This window comes from Pseudomonas sp. Leaf127 (genome assembly GCF_001423155.1).
In the GTDB taxonomy this organism is placed as follows: domain Bacteria; phylum Pseudomonadota; class Gammaproteobacteria; order Pseudomonadales; family Pseudomonadaceae; genus Aquipseudomonas; species Aquipseudomonas ovata.
This window is the reverse complement of the sequence record NZ_LMOA01000021.1, coordinates 829,787-850,872: the sequence shown is the minus strand read 5'-3', so window position 1 is coordinate 850,872 and position 21,086 is coordinate 829,787. Positions and strand designations below refer to the sequence as shown.

The window sequence follows — 21,086 nt, the reverse complement described above, 5'->3', positions numbered from 1 at the left end:
TTTCGCACAGGAGCATGACCCGATGGACCGTTTTTCATTCGCGCTGCCCGGCCTTGCCTTCAGGCCCTTCCCGAATACCGGCACGCTGCACCTGGGGGGCGACCAGTCGCCGCTCAACGATGCCGACGCTGATGAAGACAACGACGCCGAGGTCTACCTGGACCCGGACCTGCTGGGCCTGGACGACTTCGGCGATGCCGACAAGCTCGACCCGAGCTTCACCGGCGACATCGGTTCGTCCTCGATCAACTGACCGAAGCCCTGGCCAGATGACGCGCCAGGGCTTCGGCCCCCAGCTCCACGCTGGAGCTGACCCCGGCCCAGCTGCAAGCCAGCATGAGGTTGCGCGGCAGGCTGAAATCCTCCACCAGCAAGCCCAGCTCATCGAGCCCCAGTGCGTCGTGGGGCACCTGCTCGCGCAGAGTGCCGGCGCTCTTGAGGTAGGCCCACACCGGCTTGTCCAGCGCTACGGCCATGCCCATTTCGAAGGCCGTGCCCGAGTCGGGTTCCAGGCCGCGAAAGGCGTTGAGGTTGGCCAGCACGGCATCGCAGCGCTGAATCATCGCTACGTTGTGCCGGTAAATCTGTTGCGCTGTTTCCAGTGGCGACTGATTTTCGGTGACCTCATTGTCGAATGGATACAGGCCCTGCATGCCGTGGGCGGCGCACAGGTTCTTGAGGTAGTGGCCGTGGTCGATGGCATCGCGGCGGAACACATCGAAGCCGGCCAGGTAGATCAACGGTGTGTGCATGATGTCGTTCCTCCAAGGGATGCCATGATTCTAAAGGGTGGGCCTGAGGACTGCCTGCCGCTGATCGGGACAGAGGGTGCACATAGTGGCATCTGTACACATAGCCAGTATCCTTGAGCGGTCTTTTGCCTGCCCGAATCTGCCCGTGAACAGCTCCGCTCTTGATAATCCGCTTTATTACCTGGTCAACTTCCAGCAGGTGCTGGCCTGGATTGCCCAGCGCTACGATGACCTGCTCGATGAGCAGGAGCGGCACTTCATCAGCACCTTTTCCAGCCTGCCGACCAACGCCCAGGGCTTACTGGTGCGCATGGTCATGCGCAAGGGCACGCTGTTTCGGGTCAGCAAGCTCAGCTATGCGGAGCTGGGCGATCCCCGTCAGGCCGTGCAACCGTTGCTGGCGCTGGGATGGGTCGATGACCAGGCACCGCTGGACCTGGCGGCCTTGTTCAGCCTGCTGCGCAAGGACGAACTGGCCCAGTGCTTCAAGGCCCATGCCGGCAAGGGCAGCGAGCGCAAGGCGCAGTGGTTCGAGCGTCTGCTGGCGCTGTATCCGCAAGCCCAGCCGCTGGCGCACTGGCACCCGCAGTTGGACGATGCCGTGCTGAGCCTGAGCATCATGGACCTGTGCGACCGCCTGCGGTTGCTGTACTTCGGCAACCTGCATCAGGAGTGGTCGCAATTCGTGCTGGCCGACCTTGGCATCTACCGCTTCGAAACCGTCGACTTTTCAGCCGATTCGCGCGGTATCACGGCGCGTGCCGACATCGAGGTCTGCCAGCAACTTCATGCCTGCCGCCAGGCGCTGGAGCTGCAGGCCGAACTGGCGCCGCTGGCCGATCAGGCGCTGGCCATCGACACGGCCAACGAATGGCTGCGCATGCGCCGTGGCAAGGTGTTGTTTCTGATCGGCCAGCAGGCCGAACGCTTGCAGGACTGGCCGCTGGCGCTGCGGGTCTACAGCGACTGCGGTTATCCGGGTGCCCGCTCGCGGCGCATCCGGGTACTGGAACGCAGCGCCGACTATGCCCAGGCCATGGCCCTGCTGGAGCAAGCGCGTGAAAATCCCGAAAGCGATGCCGAGGTCCAGCACCTGCAACGGGTGCTGCCCCGCCTGCAACGCAAACTGGGCTTGACCGCCGAGCGGCGTGCCGCAGCGCGTGCGGTCAAGCGTATCGACCTGACCGTGCCACTGCAGGCCGGCCTGAGCGTCGAGCAGCGGGTGAGCCTGCACCTGGCCGAGGAGGGCGCTCAGGTGCACTATGTCGAAAACACGTTGATCAACTCGCTGTTCGGATTGCTGTGTTGGCCGGCGATCTTTGCACCGTTGCCGGGGGCGTTCTTTCATCCGTTTCACAGCGGCCCTGCCGACCTGCACAGCCCGGACTTCTACACGCGCCGTGCGGGCTTGTTCGATCAGTGCCTGGCCAGCCTGGAGTCGGATGACTGGAAAGCCCTGATCCGTGAGCACTACCGCAGCAAGTACGGGCTGCAATCGCCGTTCGTGTTCTGGAATGTACTCAGCCCGACCCTGCTGGACGTGGCGCTGCAATGCCTGCCGCCGACCCACCTGCGCCACTGGTTCGTGCGCTTGCTGCAGAACATCAAGGCCAATCGTACCGGCATGCCGGACCTGATCCAGTTCTACCCTGAGCAGGGTCGTTACCGGATGATCGAGGTCAAGGGGCCGGGGGATCGGTTGCAGGATAACCAGCTGCGCTGGCTGGACTTCTGCGCCCGGCACGAGATGCCGGTCGAGGTGTGTTATGTGCAGTGGGAGCAGTCGGGGAGGGGCAATGCTGATCGGTTAGGCATTGGCACGCCGCCAGCCCCCGATCAGTAGGAGCGCGCTTGCCGGAATGCCGGACCACCGCGACCGGCTGCGTTAGCAGTCGTAAATTTGTGGCGTTTCATCAATTTTGCGAGCGCTTCGCACTCGGTCGCGGGCAAGCGCGCTCCCACTGGCGGTGAGTTTTATATCCAGTAAAATCATCAAGTTATTTTTTTGATGAGAGCGAAGTCAGCCTCTCCCACGGTCTGATGCCGTGCCCGAAACCGTGAGCGACATCAATCTGTGGGAAGGGGCTCGGCTCCAGGCGGCGATCCGACGATAAGGTCAGCAAAACACAATATAGCCACCACAGGCGTGTGACAGTCGCCGCTGATGGTCGACCGGCACACCCTCCAGGCTTTAATGCTTGATCAGTTGGTGACCGGCTTGCCCGATGGCGTTGTGGTGGTGCTACCTGGCGTGGTGCCATGGCCATCGTGCGTCGTGGTGCCGTGATCCTTGTGCGTGGTGTCCGTGCCGCTTTCCTGCGGGCCGGTCTTGGTGCCCTTGGTGTTGGACGAGTTACGGTCGGTGGTATGGCCAGGCGTCTGGGTGCCGTCGGTGCCGGGCATCTTGGTGGCGTTGCTGTTGACCGGGTTGGTCGGACCGGTGGAGCCCGCCATGGCGGTGCCGGAGAGCGCCGTCAGCAAGCCGGTGAGCGCCAGAATGGTCAGTCGGTTGGTGCGCATAATTCAAACTCCATGACATGAGGGGGCCTACACGTATTGGTCTTTGGCCTGCGTCCATAGGTGCCACGCAAGCCGACGAACGGTAGCAGACTGCCGTTGCCCCATCCAATACCACCCCGTAAATGGCGGGTGATTCGATGATCCCGATGATCTTCCCGGTCATCAGCAAGACGGCTCAATCATGCTGAAAACCCGGTTTTTGACAGTTTCACTACAGTGATGGCAATCCGTCATTGCTTGATATTGGCTGTTTGCCATTAAGTTCCGCCGAGGCTCCTGGACCCCCATAAACATTGGCTTTCACGGCTGAAGGGGAGCGCTTTCCTGTAAGTTTTTTCCTACAAAAGCTGCCTGAAAAGGGCGCGCACCGAACGTTTGTCATTAAACAGCAACATTTCAGGTTTTAAATCCGCCTCGGGCCTCCTTAGTGACCACCCACAATTTCTCCTGGATCGAGGTATTCCCGTGACACTGCTGACTAAAACACGCTTGTCTGTTCTGCTTGCTTCGCTGTGCCTCAGCGGCATGGCCCACGCAGTCGACGTAACGGGCGCAGGTTCAAGTTTCGTTTTTCCGGTAATTTCCAAGTGGTCGCAGGACTACACCAAGGCCAAGCCTGACAACCGCATCAACTACCAGTCGATCGGTTCGGGTGGCGGTATTGCCCAGATCAAGGCAGCCACCGTTGACTTCGGCGCCTCCGACGCCCCGATGAAAGAAGAAGACCTCAAGGCGGCCGGCCTGGGTCAGTTCCCAAGCGTGATCGGCGGTATCGTGCCGATCGTCAACATCGAAGGCATCGAAAGCGGCGAGCTGAAACTCGACGGCGAAACTCTGGCCAAGATCTTCATGGGTGAAATCAAGACCTGGAACGACCCTGCACTGGTCGCCCTGAACCCAGGCGTCACCCTGCCAGCCACCGCGATCACCGTGGTACGCCGTTCCGATGGCTCCGGCACCACCTACAACTTCAGCAACTACCTGAGCAAAGTCAGCCCCGAGTTCAAGGAAAAGCTGAATTTCGGTTCGACCGTTCAGTGGCCAGTGGGCGTGGGCGGCAAGGGTAACGAAGGTGTTTCGGCCTACGTCAAGCAGATCAAAGGCTCGATCGGCTACGTCGAACACTCCTACGCCACCAGCAACAAGCTGTCGTACACCCAGCTGAAAAACGCTGCCGGCAAGTTCATCAAGCCTGACGCCAAAGCCTTTGCCGCCGCCGCCGACACCGCCGACTGGGCCAGCGCCAAGGACTTCAACCTGCTGATGACCAACGCCCCGGGCGATGACGCATGGCCGATCACCGCCACCACCTGGATCATCATGTACAAGCAGGCCAAGAACGAAGAGAAGAGCAAGGCTGCCTTCGACTTCCTCAACTGGTCGCTGCAGAACGGCCAGACCCAGGCCGCTGCCCTGGACTACGTAGCGCTGCCTGAATCGCTGGTCAAGCGTGTGCAGGACTACTGGAAAGCTGAGTTCAAGTAATAACGATTCAAGCCTGAACCTCACCCCTGTCATCAGGCCTGCCAACGGTCGGGTGATGGGGGATTTTCCTTGCGAGTGGATTCAACATGACTGAAAACACCCAATACCTGTCCACTGAGCTCAACGCCGACATGTCCGAGAGCGAGAAGCGCGCCAAGCGGGATCATCGCCATGATGTGTGGTTCCGGCGCACGCTGCAAAGCTCGGCCATGCTCGTTCTGGTACTGCTGGGCTGTATTGCCCTGTCGACCCTGTGGGGCGGTGCCCTGGCTTTCCAGACCTTCGGGTTCGGATTTCTGACCAGCACCGATTGGGACGTCAACGCCGGCAAGTTCGGCGCACTGGTGCCGATCTACGGCACGCTGGTGACCTCTTTCCTGGCCTTGCTGATCGCGGTCCCCGTGAGTTTCGGCATCGCCATCTTCCTGACCGAAGTCGCGCCGCCCTGGCTGCGCATGCCCATTGCCTCGGCCATCGAGCTGCTGGCCGGCATTCCTTCGATCATCTACGGCATGTGGGGCCTGTTCGTGTTCGGCCCGTTCATGGCCGCGCACATTTCGCCCTGGATCACCGAGAACCTGGGCGCCTTGCCGCTGATCGGTGGCCTGTTCCAGGGCCCGCCGCTGGGGATCGGCATGCTGACTGCCGGTATCGTGCTGGCAATCATGATCATTCCGTTCATCACCTCGGTGATGCAGGAAGTGTTTCGCACCGTACCCACCACCCTCAAGGAGTCGGCCTACGCACTGGGCAGCACCACCTGGGAAGTGGTCTGGGACATCGTGCTGCCCTACACCCGTTCGGCGGTGGTAGGCGGTGTGTTCCTCGGCCTGGGCCGTGCCTTGGGCGAGACCATGGCGGTGACCTTTGTACTGGGTAACGCGATCCAGTTCTCCGGCTCGCTGATGATGCCAAGCAGCTCCATCGCCTCGGTGATCGCCAACGAGTTCAACGAGTCGTACACCGACCTGCACCGTTCGGCCCTCATCGCGCTGGGCTTCCTGTTGTTCGTGGTGACCTTCATCGTGCTGGCGCTTGCACGTCTGATGCTGTCGCGCCTGTCGCGCAAGGAGGGGTTATGAGTCAAGACATCGCCAAGGCCAAGTCCAACGAAAGCCTGTATCGCAAGCGCGATATCAAGAACAAGATCGCGATGGTCCTCAGCTGCGGCGCCACGGCGTTCGGCCTGCTGTGGCTGGTGTGGATCCTGATGACCACCATCATCGAGGGTCTCAGCGCGCTCAACCTGCAACTGTTCACCGGCATGACCCCGCCGCCGGGCACCGAAGGCGGCCTGGCCAACGCCTTCTACGGCAGCCTGCTGATGTCGACGATGGGCCTGTTGATCGGCACCCCGATCGGGCTGATGGCCGGTGTGTGGCTGGCCGAGTTCGCCCGCTACTCCAAGCTGGGCAACGCTGTACGCTTCATCAACGACATCCTGCTGTCGGCACCGTCGATTGTCCTGGGGCTGTTCGTGTACACCGTGGTCATCCTGCCGCTCAACTCGCTCAGCGGCCACCAGATCGGCTTCTCGGCCATCGCCGGTGCCATCGCCCTGGCGTTGCTGGTGATTCCGGTGGTCGTGCGCACCACCGATGAAATGATGCAGCTGCAACCGACCACCATGCGTGAAGCCGCGCTGGCCCTGGGTGTGCCGCAGTGGAAACTGACCATGCAGATCGTGCTGCGCGCCGCCAAGGCGGGCGTGGTCACCGGCATCCTGCTGGCCCTGGCACGCATCACCGGTGAAACCGCGCCCTTGCTGTTCACCGCCTTCGGCAACCAGTTCTGGAGCAGCGACCTGCTCAAGCCGATCGCCAGCGTTCCGGTGGTGGTCTTCCAGTACGCCATGAGCCCGTTTGATGACTGGCATGCTCTGGCCTGGGCCGGCGCCCTGGTCATGACCCTGTTCGTACTGATCCTGAGCCTGCTGTCCCGCTTAATTCTTCTGCGCAATAAGGCGTCCTGATGAACACTCTTTCTCTTGCGAACGAAAAAACCAAGATTCAGGTACGTGGCCTGGAGTTCTTCTACAACAATCAGAAGTCGTTGAAGTCCATCGACATGATGATTCCCGAAAAACGGATCACCTCGATCATCGGCCCGTCCGGCTGTGGCAAATCGACCCTGCTGCGTGTGTTCAACCGCATCTACTCGATGTACCCCAAGCAGGAAGCCAAGGGCGAAGTGCTGCTCAACGGCGAGAACATCCTCGACCCTGGCTATTCGATGAACCGCCTGCGCAGCCACGTGGGCATGGTATTCCAGAAGCCGGTGCCGTTCCCGATGTCGATCTTCGACAACATCGCCTACGCCATCCGCCACCACGAGAAACTCTCGCGCCGCGAAATGGAAGAGCGCGTCGAGCAGGCCCTGCGCGGTGCGGCCCTGTGGGACGAGGTCAAGGACAAGCTCAAGCAGAGCGCCACCGGCCTGTCCGGCGGCCAGCAGCAGCGCCTGTGCATCGCCCGCACCATCGCCCTGCGTCCGCAAGTGCTGTTGCTCGACGAGCCGACCTCGGCCCTCGACCCGATCTCCACCGGTCGTATCGAGCAGCTGATCACCGAGCTCAAAGAGCAGTTCACCGTGATCATCGTGACCCACAACATGCAACAGGCCGCACGTTGCTCGGACTACACCGCGTTCATGTTCCTGGGTGAACTGATCGAACACGGCGACACCGACACCATCTTCACCAAGCCGTCCAAGACCCAGACCGAAGACTACATCACCGGTCGTTTCGGCTAAGGCCTCCCGGCCCCGGCGCCCGGCCTCTGCCGGGCGCCGGACCTACTGCCGCTCCCCCATGAACGCTTCGATCCGCTCGCGCAGCCAGCGCTCGGCCGGGTCGTTGTCCATCACGCTCAGCCAGGTCATCGACAGGTCCAGCCCGGGCGTCTCGAACGGCAGCGGCTCATCCCTCAACAATCCCAGGCGGCTCATGGCCGTGGCGGCGAAGTCCGACAGGTTGGCGATCAGGTCGGTGCCGGCCAGCAGGGCGGGCAGGGTGGTGAAGCGCGGCACCGAGATCACCACCTGGCGCTTGCGGCCGATCGCCTCCAGCCACTCATCGGCAAAGCCGCTGACACTGGCGACATGCGACACCACCACATGCGGGCGGGCGCAGTATTCATCCAGGGTCATCGGCGTGGTCGAGGCATCGGCACGCACCACTCGCGGCTGGCAGTTGCGCAGGCGCTTGCGCTTGGCATTGGCCGGCAGGTCGCGGGTCAGGCACACCCCCACGGTGATCTCGCCGGACATCAGCAGGTCAGAGATATTCCAGTAATCGGCATGCTTGACCACCAGCACGATGTTCGGGGCTTCCTGGCGCAGGGCGCGCAACAGCGCCGGCAGCAGGCCGAATTCCACATCGTCCGACAGCCCGATGCGAAAGGTCAGGGTGCTGACCGCCGGGTCGAATTCACGGGTCAGGCTCAGGGCCATGGACATCGCATCCAGCGCCGGGGTCAGGTGCTTGAGGACTTCATGCGCGCGGGCGGTGGGCTCCATGCGGTGCCCGACGCGCACGAACAGCGGGTCGTTGAGCAGGTGGCGCAGGCGGTTGAGCGCTGCGCTGATGGTCGGCTGGCCGAGAAACAGTTTTTCGGCGGCGCGGGTCACATTGCGCTCCTGCATCAGGGTCTCGAACACCACCATCAGGTTGATGTCCGCCTTGCGCAGCTCGTTACGATTCATAGGATTCCTTCACCCCGGACAGAACACCCGGTGCCGGGCCCGGTACTACCAGTCGGTGGGCAGTCTAAGAAGACCGCCAGCCTGACGTCCAGCACGACACACACTTGATGTGTCGGCCGTACGTTCATTTCTTGCAATGTATTTCCTGACGATACAGGGCATTTCATGTGGGCGCCGGGGTCTGTGTGCAGTACCTTTTCGGCTGCGAATCATTCTGCAACTGTCCCCTGCAAGTGTCTGGCACAAGGCTTTGCCGGCGCCCGGTACGCTTGCTCTCACTGACCCAAGGAGTTGTCCGATGCACGTTGCAAAGATGGCCGCCCTGGTCATGGCCATGGCCGTGCCCACGGTTGCGCTGGCTGAAACCCCCCGCTACGGCGAACGACTGGAAGGCTTTAGCTACCCTCATCCACTAAAGCAGTTCGGTTTCCAATCCCAGGGCCAGACGCTGGAGATGGGTTACATGGACGTCGCGCCCACCGGCCAGGCCAACGGTCGCACGGCGGTGCTGATGCATGGCAAGAACTTCTGCGGTGCGACCTGGGAAGCGACTATCACCTCACTGAGCCAGGCCGGCTACCGGGTGATCGCACCGGACCAGATCGGCTTTTGCACCTCGACCAAGCCGGCGCGCTATCAGTACAGTTTTCAGCAACTGGCGCTCAACACCCGCGCCTTGCTCGATCAGTTGGGTGTCGACAAGGTCTCGCTGGTTGGCCACTCCACCGGCGGCATGCTCGCCACCCGCTTTGCCCTGATGTTCCCGCAGCAGACCGAGAAGCTGGTGATGGTCAACCCCATCGGCCTCGAAGACTGGAAAGCGCAGGGGGTGCCGTATCGCACGGTGGACCAGTGGTACGCACGCGAGCTCAAGACCAGCGCCGAGGGCATTCGTCAGTACGAGCAGAAAACCTATTACGACGGGCGCTGGAAGCCGGAGTACGACAAGTGGGTCGACATGCTCGCCGGCCTGTTCAAGGGGCCGGGTCGTGAAGCGGTGGCGTGGAACTCGGCGCTGATCTACGACATGATCTACACCCAGCCGGTGTACCACGAATTTCCCAACCTCAAGGTGCCGACCGTGCTGATGATCGGCGATCGCGACACCACCGCCATCGGCAGCGACATCGCCCCGCCCGAGGTCAAGGCCAGGATTGGTCAGTACCAGAACCTGGGCAAACAGGTTGCCAAACTGATTCCCGGTGCTGAGCTGGTGGAGTTCAAGGGCCTGGGCCATGCCCCGCAAATGGAAGAGCCAGAGCGCTTTCATAAAGCGCTGTTGAGCGGTTTGCAAATCAGGTAATGGGCGGCATGGGCCTGATCGCTATCGCCGGCAAGCCGCCTCCCACAGATTTTGGCCAGGCGCTCCCTCGGCGACCAGCCTCTATCCTGTGGGAGGCCGCTTGCGGGCGATGAGGCCCGTGGTTCTGGCGCCTCTGTCGGGTTCACATTTTGTATTGGAATTTCCCTTGCCGAAAAACCGCGTTACCATCGGTCGATAACCCTTGACCGCCACGTTCGATTGGCGGCTGTTTTTTCGACTTTGCAGACTGCCCGTTCCCATGCCCGATACCCCGTCACCCGCGCCCTCCTTGCGGGCCCGCCTGAGCGCCACCTTGCGTGCGTTCTGGCCCGCGCCCCATGCCATCGACAGCCTTGAACGCGTCCGTGCCAGCACCGGTGCGGCGCTGGGCATCTTGCTGGTCGCCTTTTGCGCCGCCCTGTGGCTCAACGGCCATGCCGCCCACGAACACGGCCTGTTGGCCCTGGCCCTGGTGGCACCGCTGGGCGCCAGTGCGGTGCTGGTGTTTGCCGTGCCATCCAGTCCGCTGGCCCAGCCGTGGTCGGTGGTGGGCGGCAATACCCTGTCGGCCCTGGTCGGCATCGCCTGTTGCAAGTGGGTGCCCGACGCCACCCTGGCGGCCGGCCTGGCGGTGGGGCTGTCGATTGCGCTGATGCTGGCCCTGCGTTGCCTGCACCCGCCGGGCGGGGCGTCGGCCTTGCTGATGGTGCTGGTCGGCTGCGACCGCTTTGACTTTGCCTTGAGCCCGGTGCTGATCGACTCATTGCTACTGGTCGGTGCCGGCCTGATCTACAACAACCTGACCGGCCGCCGCTGGCCGCATGTGCCAATGCCGGTCAAGGCCGAAACGCGCTTGCACCGCAGCGACCTGGACGCGGTGCTGACGCGCTACAACCAGATTCTGGATGTCAGTCGCGATGACCTGGAGTCCCTGCTTGAACAAGTCGAGGCCCTGAACTTCCAGCGCACCGTGGGCGAGTTGCGCTGCAGCGACGTAATGACCAAGGCACCGCTGACCGTGCGCCAGGAAACCTCATTGCGCGAGGCCTGGGCCTTGATGCGCGAGCGGCGCATCAAGGCGCTGCCGGTGACTGACCGCCAGCAGCACTTGCTCGGCATTCTCACCGTGGCCGATTTCATGGGCCAGATCGACCTGGACGTGCACGACGGCATCGCCTGGCGCCTGCGCTCGCTGGTGCGGCCGCGCAAGAGCGACGAGGTGCGCACCGTGGGCCAGATCATGACCCGTACCGTGCGCGTATCCAGCAGCGACCGCCTGCTGCTCGATCTGGTGCCGGTGTTCTCCGACAACGGCCACCGGCATATCCCGATCATCGACGACAAGCAGCAACTGGTGGGCATCATTACCCAGTCTGACCTGATTCGCGCGTTGTACCGGGCTGTGCGCAGTTAAGCGCATGCGCCCGGCCCAGCCGCAGGCCGGTTGCGGCCCAGATCAGCGCCAGCCCGGCGCCGATGAACATCGCCAGCGCCGGGTGATCGCCCAGCAGGTCCAGGCCGCGCTTGAGCCAGCCGCTGAGGGCATCGCCGCCGCGATAGACCACCGTGTCGATAAAGTTCTTGGCCTTGTATTTTTCCTGCGCCGAAATGGCCGTGTACAGCATCTCCCGCCCCGGCCGCACCAGCGCATATTCCCCGGCGCGGCGCACCACCATGACCACGGCGAACACCGCAAACACCGGCGACAGGGCCAGGGCCACAAAGCCTGCCGCCACCACCAGCGGCACAGCCACCAGCAGCACCGTGACCCCCAGTTTCTGCGCAATGCGCCCGGTGAAGAACAGCTGGGTCAGAATGGCCAGCGTTTGCACCACGGTGTCGAGCAGGCCAAACACCTGGGTCTGGGTCGTGCGGTTGGGAAAGTGCTCGGCCACGATGCGCGCCTGCTCGAAATACAGAAAGGTGTTGGCACAGGCCAGCAGAATCACAAACAGCGCGATGCCCAGCAGAAAGGGCGAGTGCAGCACCGCGGTGGCGCCCGACCAGGGGTTGCCGCCCAAAGGCTTGTGTCGCAGCACCTGATCGCCACCCGACAGCGGTTCAGTCTCACGCCAGCGCAGCAAGGCCAGTGCCGCCCACAGGCTGGCGCCCAGCAGCAGCGCCGACAGCACCAGCAGCCCGGCATGGCCCAGGGGCGCCACCAGCAAGGTGCCCAGCAACGGTCCGAGCAAGCCGCCCGCGCTGGCGCCGCCGGCCATCAGGGCAAAGACTCGCCGGGCCTGCTCGCTGGTGAAGACATCGGCCAGCACGCTCCAGGCCAGGGAAATGCTCAGCAGGTTGAACACCGACAGCCAGACATAGAAAAGCCGCCCGACCCAGACATTCTCCGGGTTGAGCTGCAAGGCGCTTGCGAAGCCCAACAGGTTGAGCACAAAAAAGCCCAGCACCCCGCTCACCAGCGCCGGACGGCTGAGCCTTGAAGCCAGCCAGCCGAACACCGGCAAGGCCACCACCGTGGCGATAAAGGTGGCAGTGAACAGCCATTGCAGGTTGTCGATGCCGCCAGCCAGACCCATCACTTCGCGCACCGGGCGCAGCATGAAATAGCCGGTGAACAGCAGCATGAACATCAACAGCCCCAGGCCGACGACCCGCGCTTCACCGGGCTTCACATTGAAGGTCCGGTACAGGCGGGAGGCGTCAGGCATGCAGGGCGGCGTCAGCTGAGCAGTTGCGCAAACGCCTTGTCGGCTTCCAGTACTGGCGGCAACTGATTGAACAGCAGCGCCAGATCGATACCTTCGAACAACGGGCCGTCAACGCTCTCCTGGGCCTGCGCCGTTGCTCCGCCGTGTTCTTCCAGGGCATCGGAAATGACGATCGCCTGGGCGACGATACGCGGCAGCGGCGCGTCTTGCGGGGCTTGCATGGGGTTGGCCTGATAGGCGATGGCCTGCTGGATCACCTGCGGCAGGTGCCAGCGCCGGGCCAGTTCGGCGCCCACTTCCGGGTAACCGAAGCCCAGGTGCAGGGTTTCGTTGGCCACCCGTCCCGAGCCGCTTGCGCGCTTGGCGTTGTTCAGGCGCTCGGCCTCGGCCGGGGCGCCGGTCTGGATCAGCAGTTCACCGATGTTGTGCATGACCCCGCAGGTAAAGGCGATCTCGGCATCCGCGCCGCTCTGTTTGGCCAGCAGCCTGGCAATGCCGGCCACCTGGAAACTCTTGAGCCAGAAGCCCTTGAGGTCGAAGTTGGGCACCGCCTTGAACGCGCCGGTCACGGCCGAGGCCATCACCAGGGTGCGCAGGGTATTGAAGCCCAGGCGCAAGGCGGCGTCTTCAATGCTCGAGGAGTCCCGCGAGCCGCGAAAGCGCGCCGAGTTGGCCAGGCGCAGGATCTTGGCGGCAATCACCGGGTCCTTCTCGATATTGCGCGCCACACTCTCCAGGTCCGAAGAGGGGTTATCAAATTGCAGCATCAGGTCCTGGGCGACCTTGGGAATACTGGGCAGGCTCTGCAGGTCGGCAAACAGCTTTTCGATATCCATCGGGGCGCATCCTCATCACGTCGGGATAGAGCAACGATAGTCACTATTGGCGCGCCTGCACGTTTTGCCTGCCGGGTTGAGAAACATCGCGCATTCCCGGGTTAAAACTGACCCGGCTGTACGGTAAAACGCTGAACAATCGTCCGGCGCATCGATGATGTCGTTTTTACATGACCGTTGGCCGATTTGTCATGAAAAGCGGCCTGGCGTGTGCTATCAAGGCGCCTTTACGGGTAGTGGCGATCAGCCAAACGGGTGCCGCGATGAGCAGTCTGGGCTTCAGCAAAAAAATTCTTCTGGCGGCCGCCTTGACGGTCGGCGTGGCCTTTACCGTCTTTATCGTCGTCAACGATTATCGACAACGCCAGACCTTGCAGGCCAATGTGCAGCAAGAGCTGGTGCAACTGGGCAGCCTGACCACACAGAACATCCAGACCTGGCTGGAAGGGCGCACCCGCCTGCTGCAATCTTTGGCGCAACAGATTGCCGTGGACGGCCCGGCGCCGGTGTCGTTGCAGCGGGCGATCAATCTGTCGGCCTATACCGACACCTTTGGCTTGAGCTATTTCGGTGGCAGCGACGGGCTGATGTTTTCCATCCCCACCGGCAACCGCCCGGCCAACTATGACCCGCGCCAGCGCGGCTGGTACAAGGCGGCACAAAGTGCCGGCAAGAGCGTGGTCACCGAACCCTATATCGCCAGCTCCACCGGCAAGCTGGTGGTGACCATCGCCACCCCGGTCAGCCAGCAGGGGCAACTGATCGGCGTGGCCGGGGCCGACATGTCCCTGGACAGCCTCAGCAAAACCCTCAACTCGCTGAATTTCGGTGGGCACGGCCATGCGTTCATCGTCAGCGCCGAGGGCAAGATCCTGATTCACCCGGATGCCAACCGGGTGCTCAAGCCGCTCAGCGAGGCTTATCCGGGCGATACGCCGCCGGTCAAGGCGGGCGTCAGTGAAATCGAATCGGCGGGCAAGGCCGAGATCATTTCCTTCACCCCGGTCGAGGGCCCCACCTCCAGCCGCTGGTACGTGGCGCTGGTACTGGAGCGCGACACGGCCTATGCGATGCTGGGTGAGTTCCGCCGTTCGGCCATCACCGCCACGCTGGTGGTGGTGCTGGCGGTGATCCTGATTCTGGGCCTGCTGATCCGCGCCCTGATGCAGCCCCTGCACCAGATGGGTCGGGCGATGCGTGACATTGCCCAAGGGGAAGGCGACCTGACCAAGCGCCTGGACGCTACTTCTGGCGATGAATTCGGCGAATTGGCCCGCTCGTTCAACCAGTTTGTCGAGCGTATCCACGCTTCGATCCGCGAAGTGGCTTCCACCGCCGGCCAATTGGGCCAGGTGGCCAGCCAGGTGGTGCAGGCCTCCAATGCGTCGATGAGCAACTCCGACCAGCAGGCGCACCGCACCGAAAGCGTCGCGGCAGCGATCAACGAGTTGGGTGCCGCCGCCCAGGAAATCGCCCGCAATGCCGCCCAGACTTCGCAAAAGTCCGGCGATGCCAGCCAGTTGGCCGGGGAGGGGCGTGATGTGGTGCAGCAGTCGATCACGGCGATGAACGAGCTGTCGGGCAAGATCAGCGGGGCCTGCGCGCATATCGAGGCGCTGAACGACAAGACTGTCAATATCGGCCAGATTCTGGAAGTGATCACCGGCATTTCACAGCAGACCAACCTGCTGGCGCTCAATGCCGCCATCGAGGCGGCGCGGGCCGGCGAGGCCGGGCGTGGCTTTGCGGTGGTGGCCGACGAGGTGCGCAACCTGGCGCACCGTACCCAGGAGTCGGCGCAGCAGGTGCAAGGCATGATCGAACAACTGCAAGGCGGTGCCCGCGAGGCGGTGACGACCATGACCCAGAGTCAGCGCCACAGCGAAACCAGCGTGGAGATTGCCAACCGTGCCGGCGAACGCCTGGGCAGCGTGACCCGGCGTATCGACGAGATCAACGACATGAACCAGTCGGTGGCCGCCGCCACCGAAGAGCAGACGGCCGTGGTGGAGTCGATCAACATGGACATCAGCGAGATCAACCTGCTCAACCAGCACGGCGTCGACAACCTCAAGTTGACCTTGCAGGCCTGCCACTCGCTCGAGCAGCAGACGCAACGCCTGCAACAACTGGTGGGCTCGTTCCGGATCTGACAGCGCGCCACTGCGCAGCCTCCCGCATGCCGATTGTTATCAATCTGCCATGCTCGGTACACTGCCTTGCAATCATCAGGCAGTACAGTGGGTGAGCCGTCTGTGCGCGGTCATCCACCCGGTCCGAATACCCCTGCGGGAGTGCCTTCATGTTTCACCGTATCGGACGCCACCTGGTGTCTGTCATCCTCCTGGCCGGCTGCCTGCTGAGCAATGCCCAGGCAGCGCAGTCGCTCCATTTCGGTATTATCTCTACCGAGTCGCGTGAAAACCTTGAAAGTATCTGGCAACCCTTTTTCGACGACATGACGCAGGCCACCGGTTTCGAGGTGCAGCCGGTGTACGTCAACGACTATGCCGAATTGATCGACGGCCTGCGCGGGCAGCGCGTCGATGTGGCCTGGCTGGGCAACATGGCGGCGGTGGAGGCGGTGGACCGCTCCGATGCCGAGGTCTTTGCCCAGACCACGCTCAATGGCTACCAGGGCCTGCTGATCACCCGCAAGGACAGCCCGATCAATACGGTCGACGACCTGTTGCGCCAGTCGCGCCAGCTGCGTTTCGGCAATGGCGATCCCAACTCTACCTCTGGCTATCTGGTGCCAGGCTATTACGTGTTTGCCCGCCAGCACATTGACCCGGCCACCGCGTTCAAGCGCACGATCAATCAGAACCACCAGGCCAATGCCCTCAGCGTCGCCAGTGGTGAACTGGATGCGGCCACGTTCAACTCCGATAACTGGGAGCGGCTGGCGCTGACCCATCCACAGCAACTGGCACAGTTGAAGATCATCTGGAAGTCGCCACTGATTCCGTCCGACCCGATCGTGTGGCGCAAATCCCTGCTGCCCGACAGCAAGGCGAAAGTGCGGGCGTTCTTTCTGGGCTATGGCACGACCGAGCAACAGAAGGCTGTGCTCAAGGGCCTGCAGCAGACCCGCTTTACGGCGTCCAGCAACGATCAGTTGCTGCCGATCCGGCAGTTGCGCCTGTTCAAACAACGCACGGACGTGGCCGCCAGCGGACTGAGTGTCGATGAAAAGACGCTGCGCCTGCGTGCAATCGACGAGGCGCTGGCCCGTTTGCAGGACCGGATCAATGCGCTGGAAAAGCGCACGCCGTAGTGTCTTTGTCCCTCGCCTGCTTCCAGGCTATGGAACCTGCGCCCGAGCGACTATCATTCGCCGCCTTGAACAGGCCGCGCCTTCGCGCAGGCCGTCCAGCGGTGAGCAGGCGAGAGGGCAGGTGCATGTCGGGCAGGTTGATTTATCTCATCGGGCCTTCCGGCTCCGGCAAGGACAGTTTGCTGGAGGCCTCGCGTGAGGCCCTGGCCGCTCGCGGCTGCCGCCAGGTGCGCCGGGTTATCACGCGCTCGGCGGAAGCGGTGGGCGAGGCGGCCGAAGCGGTCAGTGTCGAGCAGTTCCAGGCCTTGCAGGCGCAAGGCGCCTTTGCCTTGAGCTGGCAGGCCAACGGCTTGCACTATGGCATCCCGATCGAGATCGACACCTGGCTGGCCGACGGACATGACGTGCTGGTCAATGGCTCGCGCGGGCATTTGCCGGCCGCCCGCCAGCGCTACCCCGACCTGCTGGCCATCCTGCTGACCGTCGAACACAACGTGCTGCGCCAGCGCCTGCTGGCCCGCGGCCGCGAAAGCCTGCCCGACATCGAAGCGCGCCTGGCGCGCAATGCCCGCTTTGCCAGCGACCTGTTGAGCGAATCGCCGTTTGTCAGGGTGCTGGACAACTCCGGCGACTTGCAGGGCAGCGTGCGGCAGTTGCTCGATTACTTGGGTATTGCTGCGGATGAGTCGAAATGAAGCGTGTGTCAATCGACGGTGCTCATTGCGTTTGATCGCGCAGATACTTCAGACTTCTGGCTAAATTTCGGAGCCAGCCACATGACCCTTGCCAAGCGTGATTTCACGACTCGACTTCTCATGGATGCAGGGATCTGTGAGGGCATGCGTGTTCTGGACGTTGGCTGCGGGACGGGGGACGTCTCTTTTCTGCTCGCACGCCTGGTCGGCGAGACCGGCAAGGTCGTCGGGATTGATCTCGACGCCAATGCGCTGGCCTTGGCACGCAAGCGTGAGGCTGTCGATAAGCGCCCTGTGCCGGTCTTCATTCAAAGCGGGCTGCTCGACCTTGCCGAGTCACTGGGGCTTTTTGACGCCATCGTGGGACGCCGGGTGCTCATGTACCAGGCCGATACCCTTGCCGCCGTAGACGCACTGGCCAGGCATCTGCGCCCAGGTGGCGTGATGGTTTTCCAGGAGCATGATACGACGATGGTCCCCGCCAGCCTTGAGGCCCTCACCCTGCACAGAACCGCGCAAGGCTGGATCCAGCAAATGATTGCACGCGAAGGTGCCGACCTGCATATCGGCTTCAATCTGCACGCTATCCTCACCAGGGCCGGGTTATGCGTCGCCGATGTCCGAGCCGAATGCATCGTACAAACCCCTGATGCCCCTTACGCCCTGGGCTACATAGTCAATGCGTGCTTGCCACGCATCATCGCGCTGGGGGTCGCCACTGCCGAGGAGATCGGCATTGAAACACTGCAGCAACGTCTGGACGAGGAGCGCAAGCAGTCTGCGGGTATCTACATCGGCGACGTCATGTTCGGGGCGTGGGCGCGCAAGCCGGATCTGGAGTAACGCACATCCTGGGGTCGCATCAGATTTGGCCAGGGGCCCGCTTGGCCGCTTCCAGTAATTCGTTGTCCTTGGCCACGGCACGCTGGTAGGCAGGGCGCTGCATCAACGTCTGGGCGTAGTCGACAAACGTTTGTCGACAGGGCAGGGTCTCAAGGCCCAGGCCCCAACCAATATGGGAGCCGACGTAGATATCTGCTGCAGTGAAACGATCACCCGCGATATAGGGGCTGGCTGATACCGCCCGCTCCAGTTGATCGACCATCCGCTCGTAACTGCCATAACCCAGGAAAAACTCCTGCTGGGGTGTAGGCGTAAAGCCTGCGCGCAAATTGGTCACGGCCTGCTCCACTGGTCCTGCAGTGAAAAATATCCAGCGGTAATAATCGGCACGCTCTTGCGGGGTCGGGGCGAGTAGCGCCTCAGGAAAGGTTTCCGCCAGATAGACGCAGATGGCTGCGCTTTCCGAGATAACCCGTCCTTCGTGCACAATCGCGGGAATCTTTCCAATCGGGTTCACTTGGCTGAAGAACCTGCTTCGCTCAACATCCAGGCTGTCAGGCCTTGCCAGCGCCGCACCTCCCCACGGATCGCCCTCGCTGGCCCGCTCGTAGTCCAGCATCACTGTTTCATAGGCGCAGCCGATCTCTTCAAGCATCCAGCGCACCATGCGTCCGCGTGAATTGGGGTGGGTGTAGAACGTTATAGTCACAATTACTCTCCTGGGGCATCGAACACTGGGGGTGGAGAATAGAGGGGCCGGGCGCTGCCGAACCTGGCAAATTGCGCCAGAATGCTTGCCATTCGTGCCAATGGCATTTTCTCATCCATCCACAGGCGCTGCTGCGCGACGGCGTTTTGGCTTGCTACAAAAAAGGCAGGATAGAAAGAGCAAATGACGATAAACAATGTGACGTCCAGTGCCTGCAGACTGCCCCAATCCTTCTGGCAGGCGGTCACCCGGTTGGCGCTCGAGCCCGCCGCGGTCCTACGGCATGCCAATCTTCCGCCAACCTGGCACCTTGACGACACGGTCGTGATCACCCCGGCACAACTGTTCGCCATCTGGGACGCCGTCGAGACACTCAGTGGTGACACCGCGGCTGGCATCAGGATGGTGACTGAGACGAGCACCGCCAGGCACATGCTTGCGTTCCTGGCCGCCACCTATGCAGCGGACTTTCGCGATGCGCTGACGAGATTGGCGCGCTTCAAGCGCTTATGCAGTCCTGACCGGTTGTACTTCGAGACGCGCAGTGCCAGGACGTTCGTGACCACCGAATGGCCCGCCGGCACGCCACCCGAGCCTTATATTGCCGTCGACGCCAGTTTTGCTTTGCTGCTTGAGGTGGGACGCCGAGGCTCTGGCAAACCTGTCGTTCCGGTGTTTGTAGAGTTACGGCGCCCGGCGCCTGAATCAACTCGGCACGTCGAGTTTTTTGGCTGCCCTGTCCGCTTTGGTGCAAAGCGCGACAGGCTCGTGCTGAACGCTGTGGATCTGGCGCTGCCATTCCCGACCCATAACCCGGAGTTACTCCGGATGTTGACACCTTCGCTGGCCAGCGCCGTGGAGGACATTGCAAGGCATGCCAGCCTGGGCGAAAGGGTGAAAGCCACAGTCAGGCGGATGATGGCGGATGGACGGACTGATATGGTGAGCGTGGCGCGTGAGTTGGGCTTCAGTCCTCGAACGCTACAGCGCAAGATTGGCGTCGAGGGTAAAACATTCAGAATGCTGTTGGCTGAAGCCAGGGATGAGCTGAGCCGTGAGCTGTTCCGTGACGGGACCATGGAAGCCAAGGAGGTGGCCTACCGGCTTGGCTATCAGGACACCAACTCGTTTTATCGAGCCTTCCGGTTCAGGAAAAAGTGATACCTGTTAGGAGCGCGCTTGCCCGCGACCGAGTGCGCAGCGCTCGCAAAAATTGTGTAGACGCTGAAAATTTACGACTGCTAACGCAGCCGGTCGCGGTGGTCCCGCATTCCGGCAGAGCGCGCGCCTACACCCGCTGCGCCAGCCACATCCACAGCGGCAGGGTGGCCGCCGACAGCAAGGTGCTCAGGGCAATCGCCGAGCTGGTCTTCTGGCTGTCCACCAGCGTAGTGGCAAACCCCAGCACGTTGACCCCGCTGGGGCCGGCCGCCATCAGCACCAGCACCGCGCGCGGCATGCCGACAATGCCCAGCGGCAGGCAGGCCAGCAGCACCAGCAGCGGCATCAGGATCAGCTTGGCCAAGGTGATGCTCAACGCTTCGGCGCTGGGCGTCAGCCGGTAGCCGGACAGGTTGGCGCCCAGCACGATCAGCGCGCAGGGCAGGGCAGCCTGGGCCAGCCAGGTGCTGAGCTGCCCGGCCCATACCGGCAACGGCAGCCCCGACAGGTTGACCGCAACGCCCAACAACAGGCCGATGATGATCGGGTTGGCCAGGCTGCCCACCAGCGTCCTGACCCGGAACGGCGCCTGGCCGGCCAGGCTTTCGTAAAGGCTCTGGAAGCTGAACAGCAGCAGGCTGTGCACCGCGATCACCGTGAACAACAGCACCAGCCCCGGTGGCCCGAACAGCTCGGCAACCATGGGCAGGCCGATCAGGACGTTATTGGAAAAGGCGGCGGTCAGGCCATAGGGCGTCGGGCGTCGGTTCCAGTGGTGGGTCAGCAAGTTGACCAGCACAAAGATCACCAGCGCCGGCACGAAGTAGGCCGCCAGCACGCGCAGGTCCAGCCCGTCATGCAGCGGTGCCTTGACCATGCCGGTGAACAGCACCATCGGCAAAAACAGCTTGAATGCCAAGGTGCTCAGCGCCTTGGCGTTTTCGCCAGTGATGACCTTGCGCCGGCCCAGGCCGTACCCCAGGACGATCAACAGGAAGATGGGCAGGATGGCTTGGGTGACGGCCACGATGAAATCCTTTTCTGGGCTGAAATGACGGGTGAAGCCACGCAGTATGCGGGGCCTGCGCGTGCGTTGCATCTGCAGGAAACACGGTTGCGGTCAACGGGGCAGAA

Annotated in this window: 20 protein-coding genes and 1 pseudogene; 14 read left to right on the top strand and 7 right to left on the bottom strand. The window is 62.5% G+C overall.

What is annotated here, in order from left to right; all coding sequences use genetic code 11:
- Positions 1-22: 22 nt before the first annotated feature.
- Complete coding sequence (locus ASF84_RS17200; RefSeq protein WP_056840012.1) at positions 23-253, top strand: hypothetical protein; 231 nt, start codon at positions 23-25, stop codon at positions 251-253.
- Here ASF84_RS17200 and ASF84_RS17195 read toward each other — a convergent pair.
- Entirely contained in the window at positions 246-752 is a 507-nt protein-coding gene (locus ASF84_RS17195) for a nucleoside 2-deoxyribosyltransferase (protein WP_056840011.1), read from the bottom strand. The genes ASF84_RS17200 and ASF84_RS17195 overlap by 8 nt on opposite strands.
- A gap of 145 nt (positions 753-897) precedes the next feature.
- Between ASF84_RS17195 and ASF84_RS17190 the strand changes: the two genes are divergently transcribed.
- Positions 898-2,595: a VRR-NUC domain-containing protein gene (locus ASF84_RS17190; RefSeq protein ID WP_056840010.1), complete on the top strand. Its 1,698-nt coding sequence runs from the start codon at positions 898-900 to the stop codon at positions 2,593-2,595.
- 359 nt (positions 2,596-2,954) lie between these two features.
- Here ASF84_RS17190 and ASF84_RS17185 read toward each other — a convergent pair whose 3' ends face one another.
- Complete coding sequence (locus tag ASF84_RS17185) at positions 2,955-3,272, bottom strand: hypothetical protein (RefSeq protein WP_056840009.1); 318 nt, start codon at positions 3,270-3,272, stop codon at positions 2,955-2,957.
- 465 nt (positions 3,273-3,737) lie between these two features.
- Here ASF84_RS17185 and pstS point away from each other — a divergent pair, with 465 nt between their 5' ends.
- The 4 genes from pstS (at position 3,738) to pstB (ending at position 7,508) form a co-directional block, all read left to right on the top strand.
- Positions 3,738-4,757 (top strand): phosphate ABC transporter substrate-binding protein PstS, encoded by a 1,020-nt coding sequence (gene pstS / locus ASF84_RS17180; protein WP_056840008.1) that lies wholly within the window; start codon positions 3,738-3,740, stop codon positions 4,755-4,757.
- An 86-nt stretch (positions 4,758-4,843) separates the two neighbouring features.
- Positions 4,844-5,839, top strand: coding sequence for a phosphate ABC transporter permease subunit PstC (pstC, locus tag ASF84_RS17175; protein ID WP_056840007.1), 996 nt, complete (start codon positions 4,844-4,846; stop codon positions 5,837-5,839).
- Complete coding sequence (pstA, locus tag ASF84_RS17170) at positions 5,836-6,729, top strand: phosphate ABC transporter permease PstA (RefSeq protein ID WP_056840006.1); 894 nt, start codon at positions 5,836-5,838, stop codon at positions 6,727-6,729. Before pstC ends, pstA begins: the two co-directional genes overlap by 4 nt.
- Positions 6,729-7,508, top strand: a complete 780-nt coding sequence (gene pstB, locus ASF84_RS17165; protein WP_056840005.1) for a phosphate ABC transporter ATP-binding protein PstB — start codon at positions 6,729-6,731, stop codon at positions 7,506-7,508. Before pstA ends, pstB begins: the two co-directional genes overlap by 1 nt.
- A gap of 42 nt (positions 7,509-7,550) precedes the next feature.
- Here the strand turns inward: pstB and ASF84_RS17160 are convergent, their stop codons facing one another.
- Complete coding sequence (locus ASF84_RS17160) at positions 7,551-8,459, bottom strand: LysR substrate-binding domain-containing protein (protein WP_056840004.1); 909 nt, start codon at positions 8,457-8,459, stop codon at positions 7,551-7,553.
- A 298-nt stretch (positions 8,460-8,757) separates the two neighbouring features.
- Between ASF84_RS17160 and ASF84_RS17155 the strand changes: the two genes are divergently transcribed.
- Both ASF84_RS17155 and ASF84_RS17150 read left to right on the top strand, forming a co-directional pair.
- Positions 8,758-9,762: an alpha/beta hydrolase gene (locus ASF84_RS17155; protein ID WP_056840003.1), complete on the top strand. Its 1,005-nt coding sequence runs from the start codon at positions 8,758-8,760 to the stop codon at positions 9,760-9,762.
- Between the two features lie 259 nt (positions 9,763-10,021).
- Entirely contained in the window at positions 10,022-11,176 is a 1,155-nt protein-coding gene (locus ASF84_RS17150; protein ID WP_056840002.1) for an HPP family protein, read from the top strand.
- Here ASF84_RS17150 and ASF84_RS17145 read toward each other — a convergent pair.
- Positions 11,127-12,431, bottom strand: coding sequence for an NTP/NDP exchange transporter (locus ASF84_RS17145; protein ID WP_056840001.1), 1,305 nt, complete (start codon positions 12,429-12,431; stop codon positions 11,127-11,129). The two genes, ASF84_RS17150 and ASF84_RS17145, sit on opposite strands and share 50 nt — an antisense overlap.
- An 11-nt stretch (positions 12,432-12,442) precedes the next feature.
- Positions 12,443-13,267 (bottom strand): HDOD domain-containing protein, encoded by an 825-nt coding sequence (locus ASF84_RS17140; protein WP_056840000.1) that lies wholly within the window; start codon positions 13,265-13,267, stop codon positions 12,443-12,445.
- 170 nt (positions 13,268-13,437) lie between these two features.
- Between ASF84_RS17140 and ASF84_RS30240 the strand changes: the two are divergent.
- From ASF84_RS30240 to ASF84_RS17120, 5 genes and pseudogenes are all read left to right on the top strand, one after another.
- Positions 13,438-14,565, top strand: a pseudogene (locus tag ASF84_RS30240) (HAMP domain-containing protein); the annotation flags it as partial.
- Between the two features lie 90 nt (positions 14,566-14,655).
- Complete coding sequence (locus ASF84_RS30235) at positions 14,656-15,420, top strand: methyl-accepting chemotaxis protein (protein WP_442963072.1); 765 nt, start codon at positions 14,656-14,658, stop codon at positions 15,418-15,420.
- Positions 15,421-15,569: 149 nt separating this feature from the next.
- On the top strand, positions 15,570-16,544 hold the full coding sequence (gene phnD, locus ASF84_RS17130; protein ID WP_056839999.1) for a phosphonate ABC transporter substrate-binding protein: 975 nt from the start codon (positions 15,570-15,572) through the stop codon (positions 16,542-16,544).
- 125 nt (positions 16,545-16,669) lie between these two features.
- Positions 16,670-17,239: a phosphonate metabolism protein/1,5-bisphosphokinase (PRPP-forming) PhnN gene (gene phnN / locus ASF84_RS17125; RefSeq protein ID WP_056839998.1), complete on the top strand. Its 570-nt coding sequence runs from the start codon at positions 16,670-16,672 to the stop codon at positions 17,237-17,239.
- Between the two features lie 81 nt (positions 17,240-17,320).
- The gene (locus ASF84_RS17120; RefSeq protein WP_056840189.1) at positions 17,321-18,082 is read left to right on the top strand and encodes a methyltransferase domain-containing protein; all 762 of its coding nucleotides are present in this window, start codon (positions 17,321-17,323) and stop codon (positions 18,080-18,082) included.
- Positions 18,083-18,101: 19 nt separating this feature from the next.
- On the opposite strand, the gene ASF84_RS17115 is transcribed toward ASF84_RS17120, so the two are convergent.
- The gene (locus ASF84_RS17115) at positions 18,102-18,791 is read right to left on the bottom strand and encodes a glutathione S-transferase family protein (RefSeq protein WP_201783682.1); all 690 of its coding nucleotides are present in this window, start codon (positions 18,789-18,791) and stop codon (positions 18,102-18,104) included.
- Between the two features lie 183 nt (positions 18,792-18,974).
- Here ASF84_RS17115 and ASF84_RS17110 point away from each other — a divergent pair, with 183 nt between their 5' ends.
- Positions 18,975-19,952, top strand: a complete 978-nt coding sequence (locus ASF84_RS17110; protein WP_056839997.1) for an AraC family transcriptional regulator — start codon at positions 18,975-18,977, stop codon at positions 19,950-19,952.
- 127 nt (positions 19,953-20,079) lie between these two features.
- Here ASF84_RS17110 and ASF84_RS17105 read toward each other — a convergent pair whose 3' ends face one another.
- The gene (locus ASF84_RS17105; protein WP_056840187.1) at positions 20,080-20,979 is read right to left on the bottom strand and encodes an AEC family transporter; all 900 of its coding nucleotides are present in this window, start codon (positions 20,977-20,979) and stop codon (positions 20,080-20,082) included.
- Between the last annotated feature and the right edge of the window lie 107 nt (positions 20,980-21,086).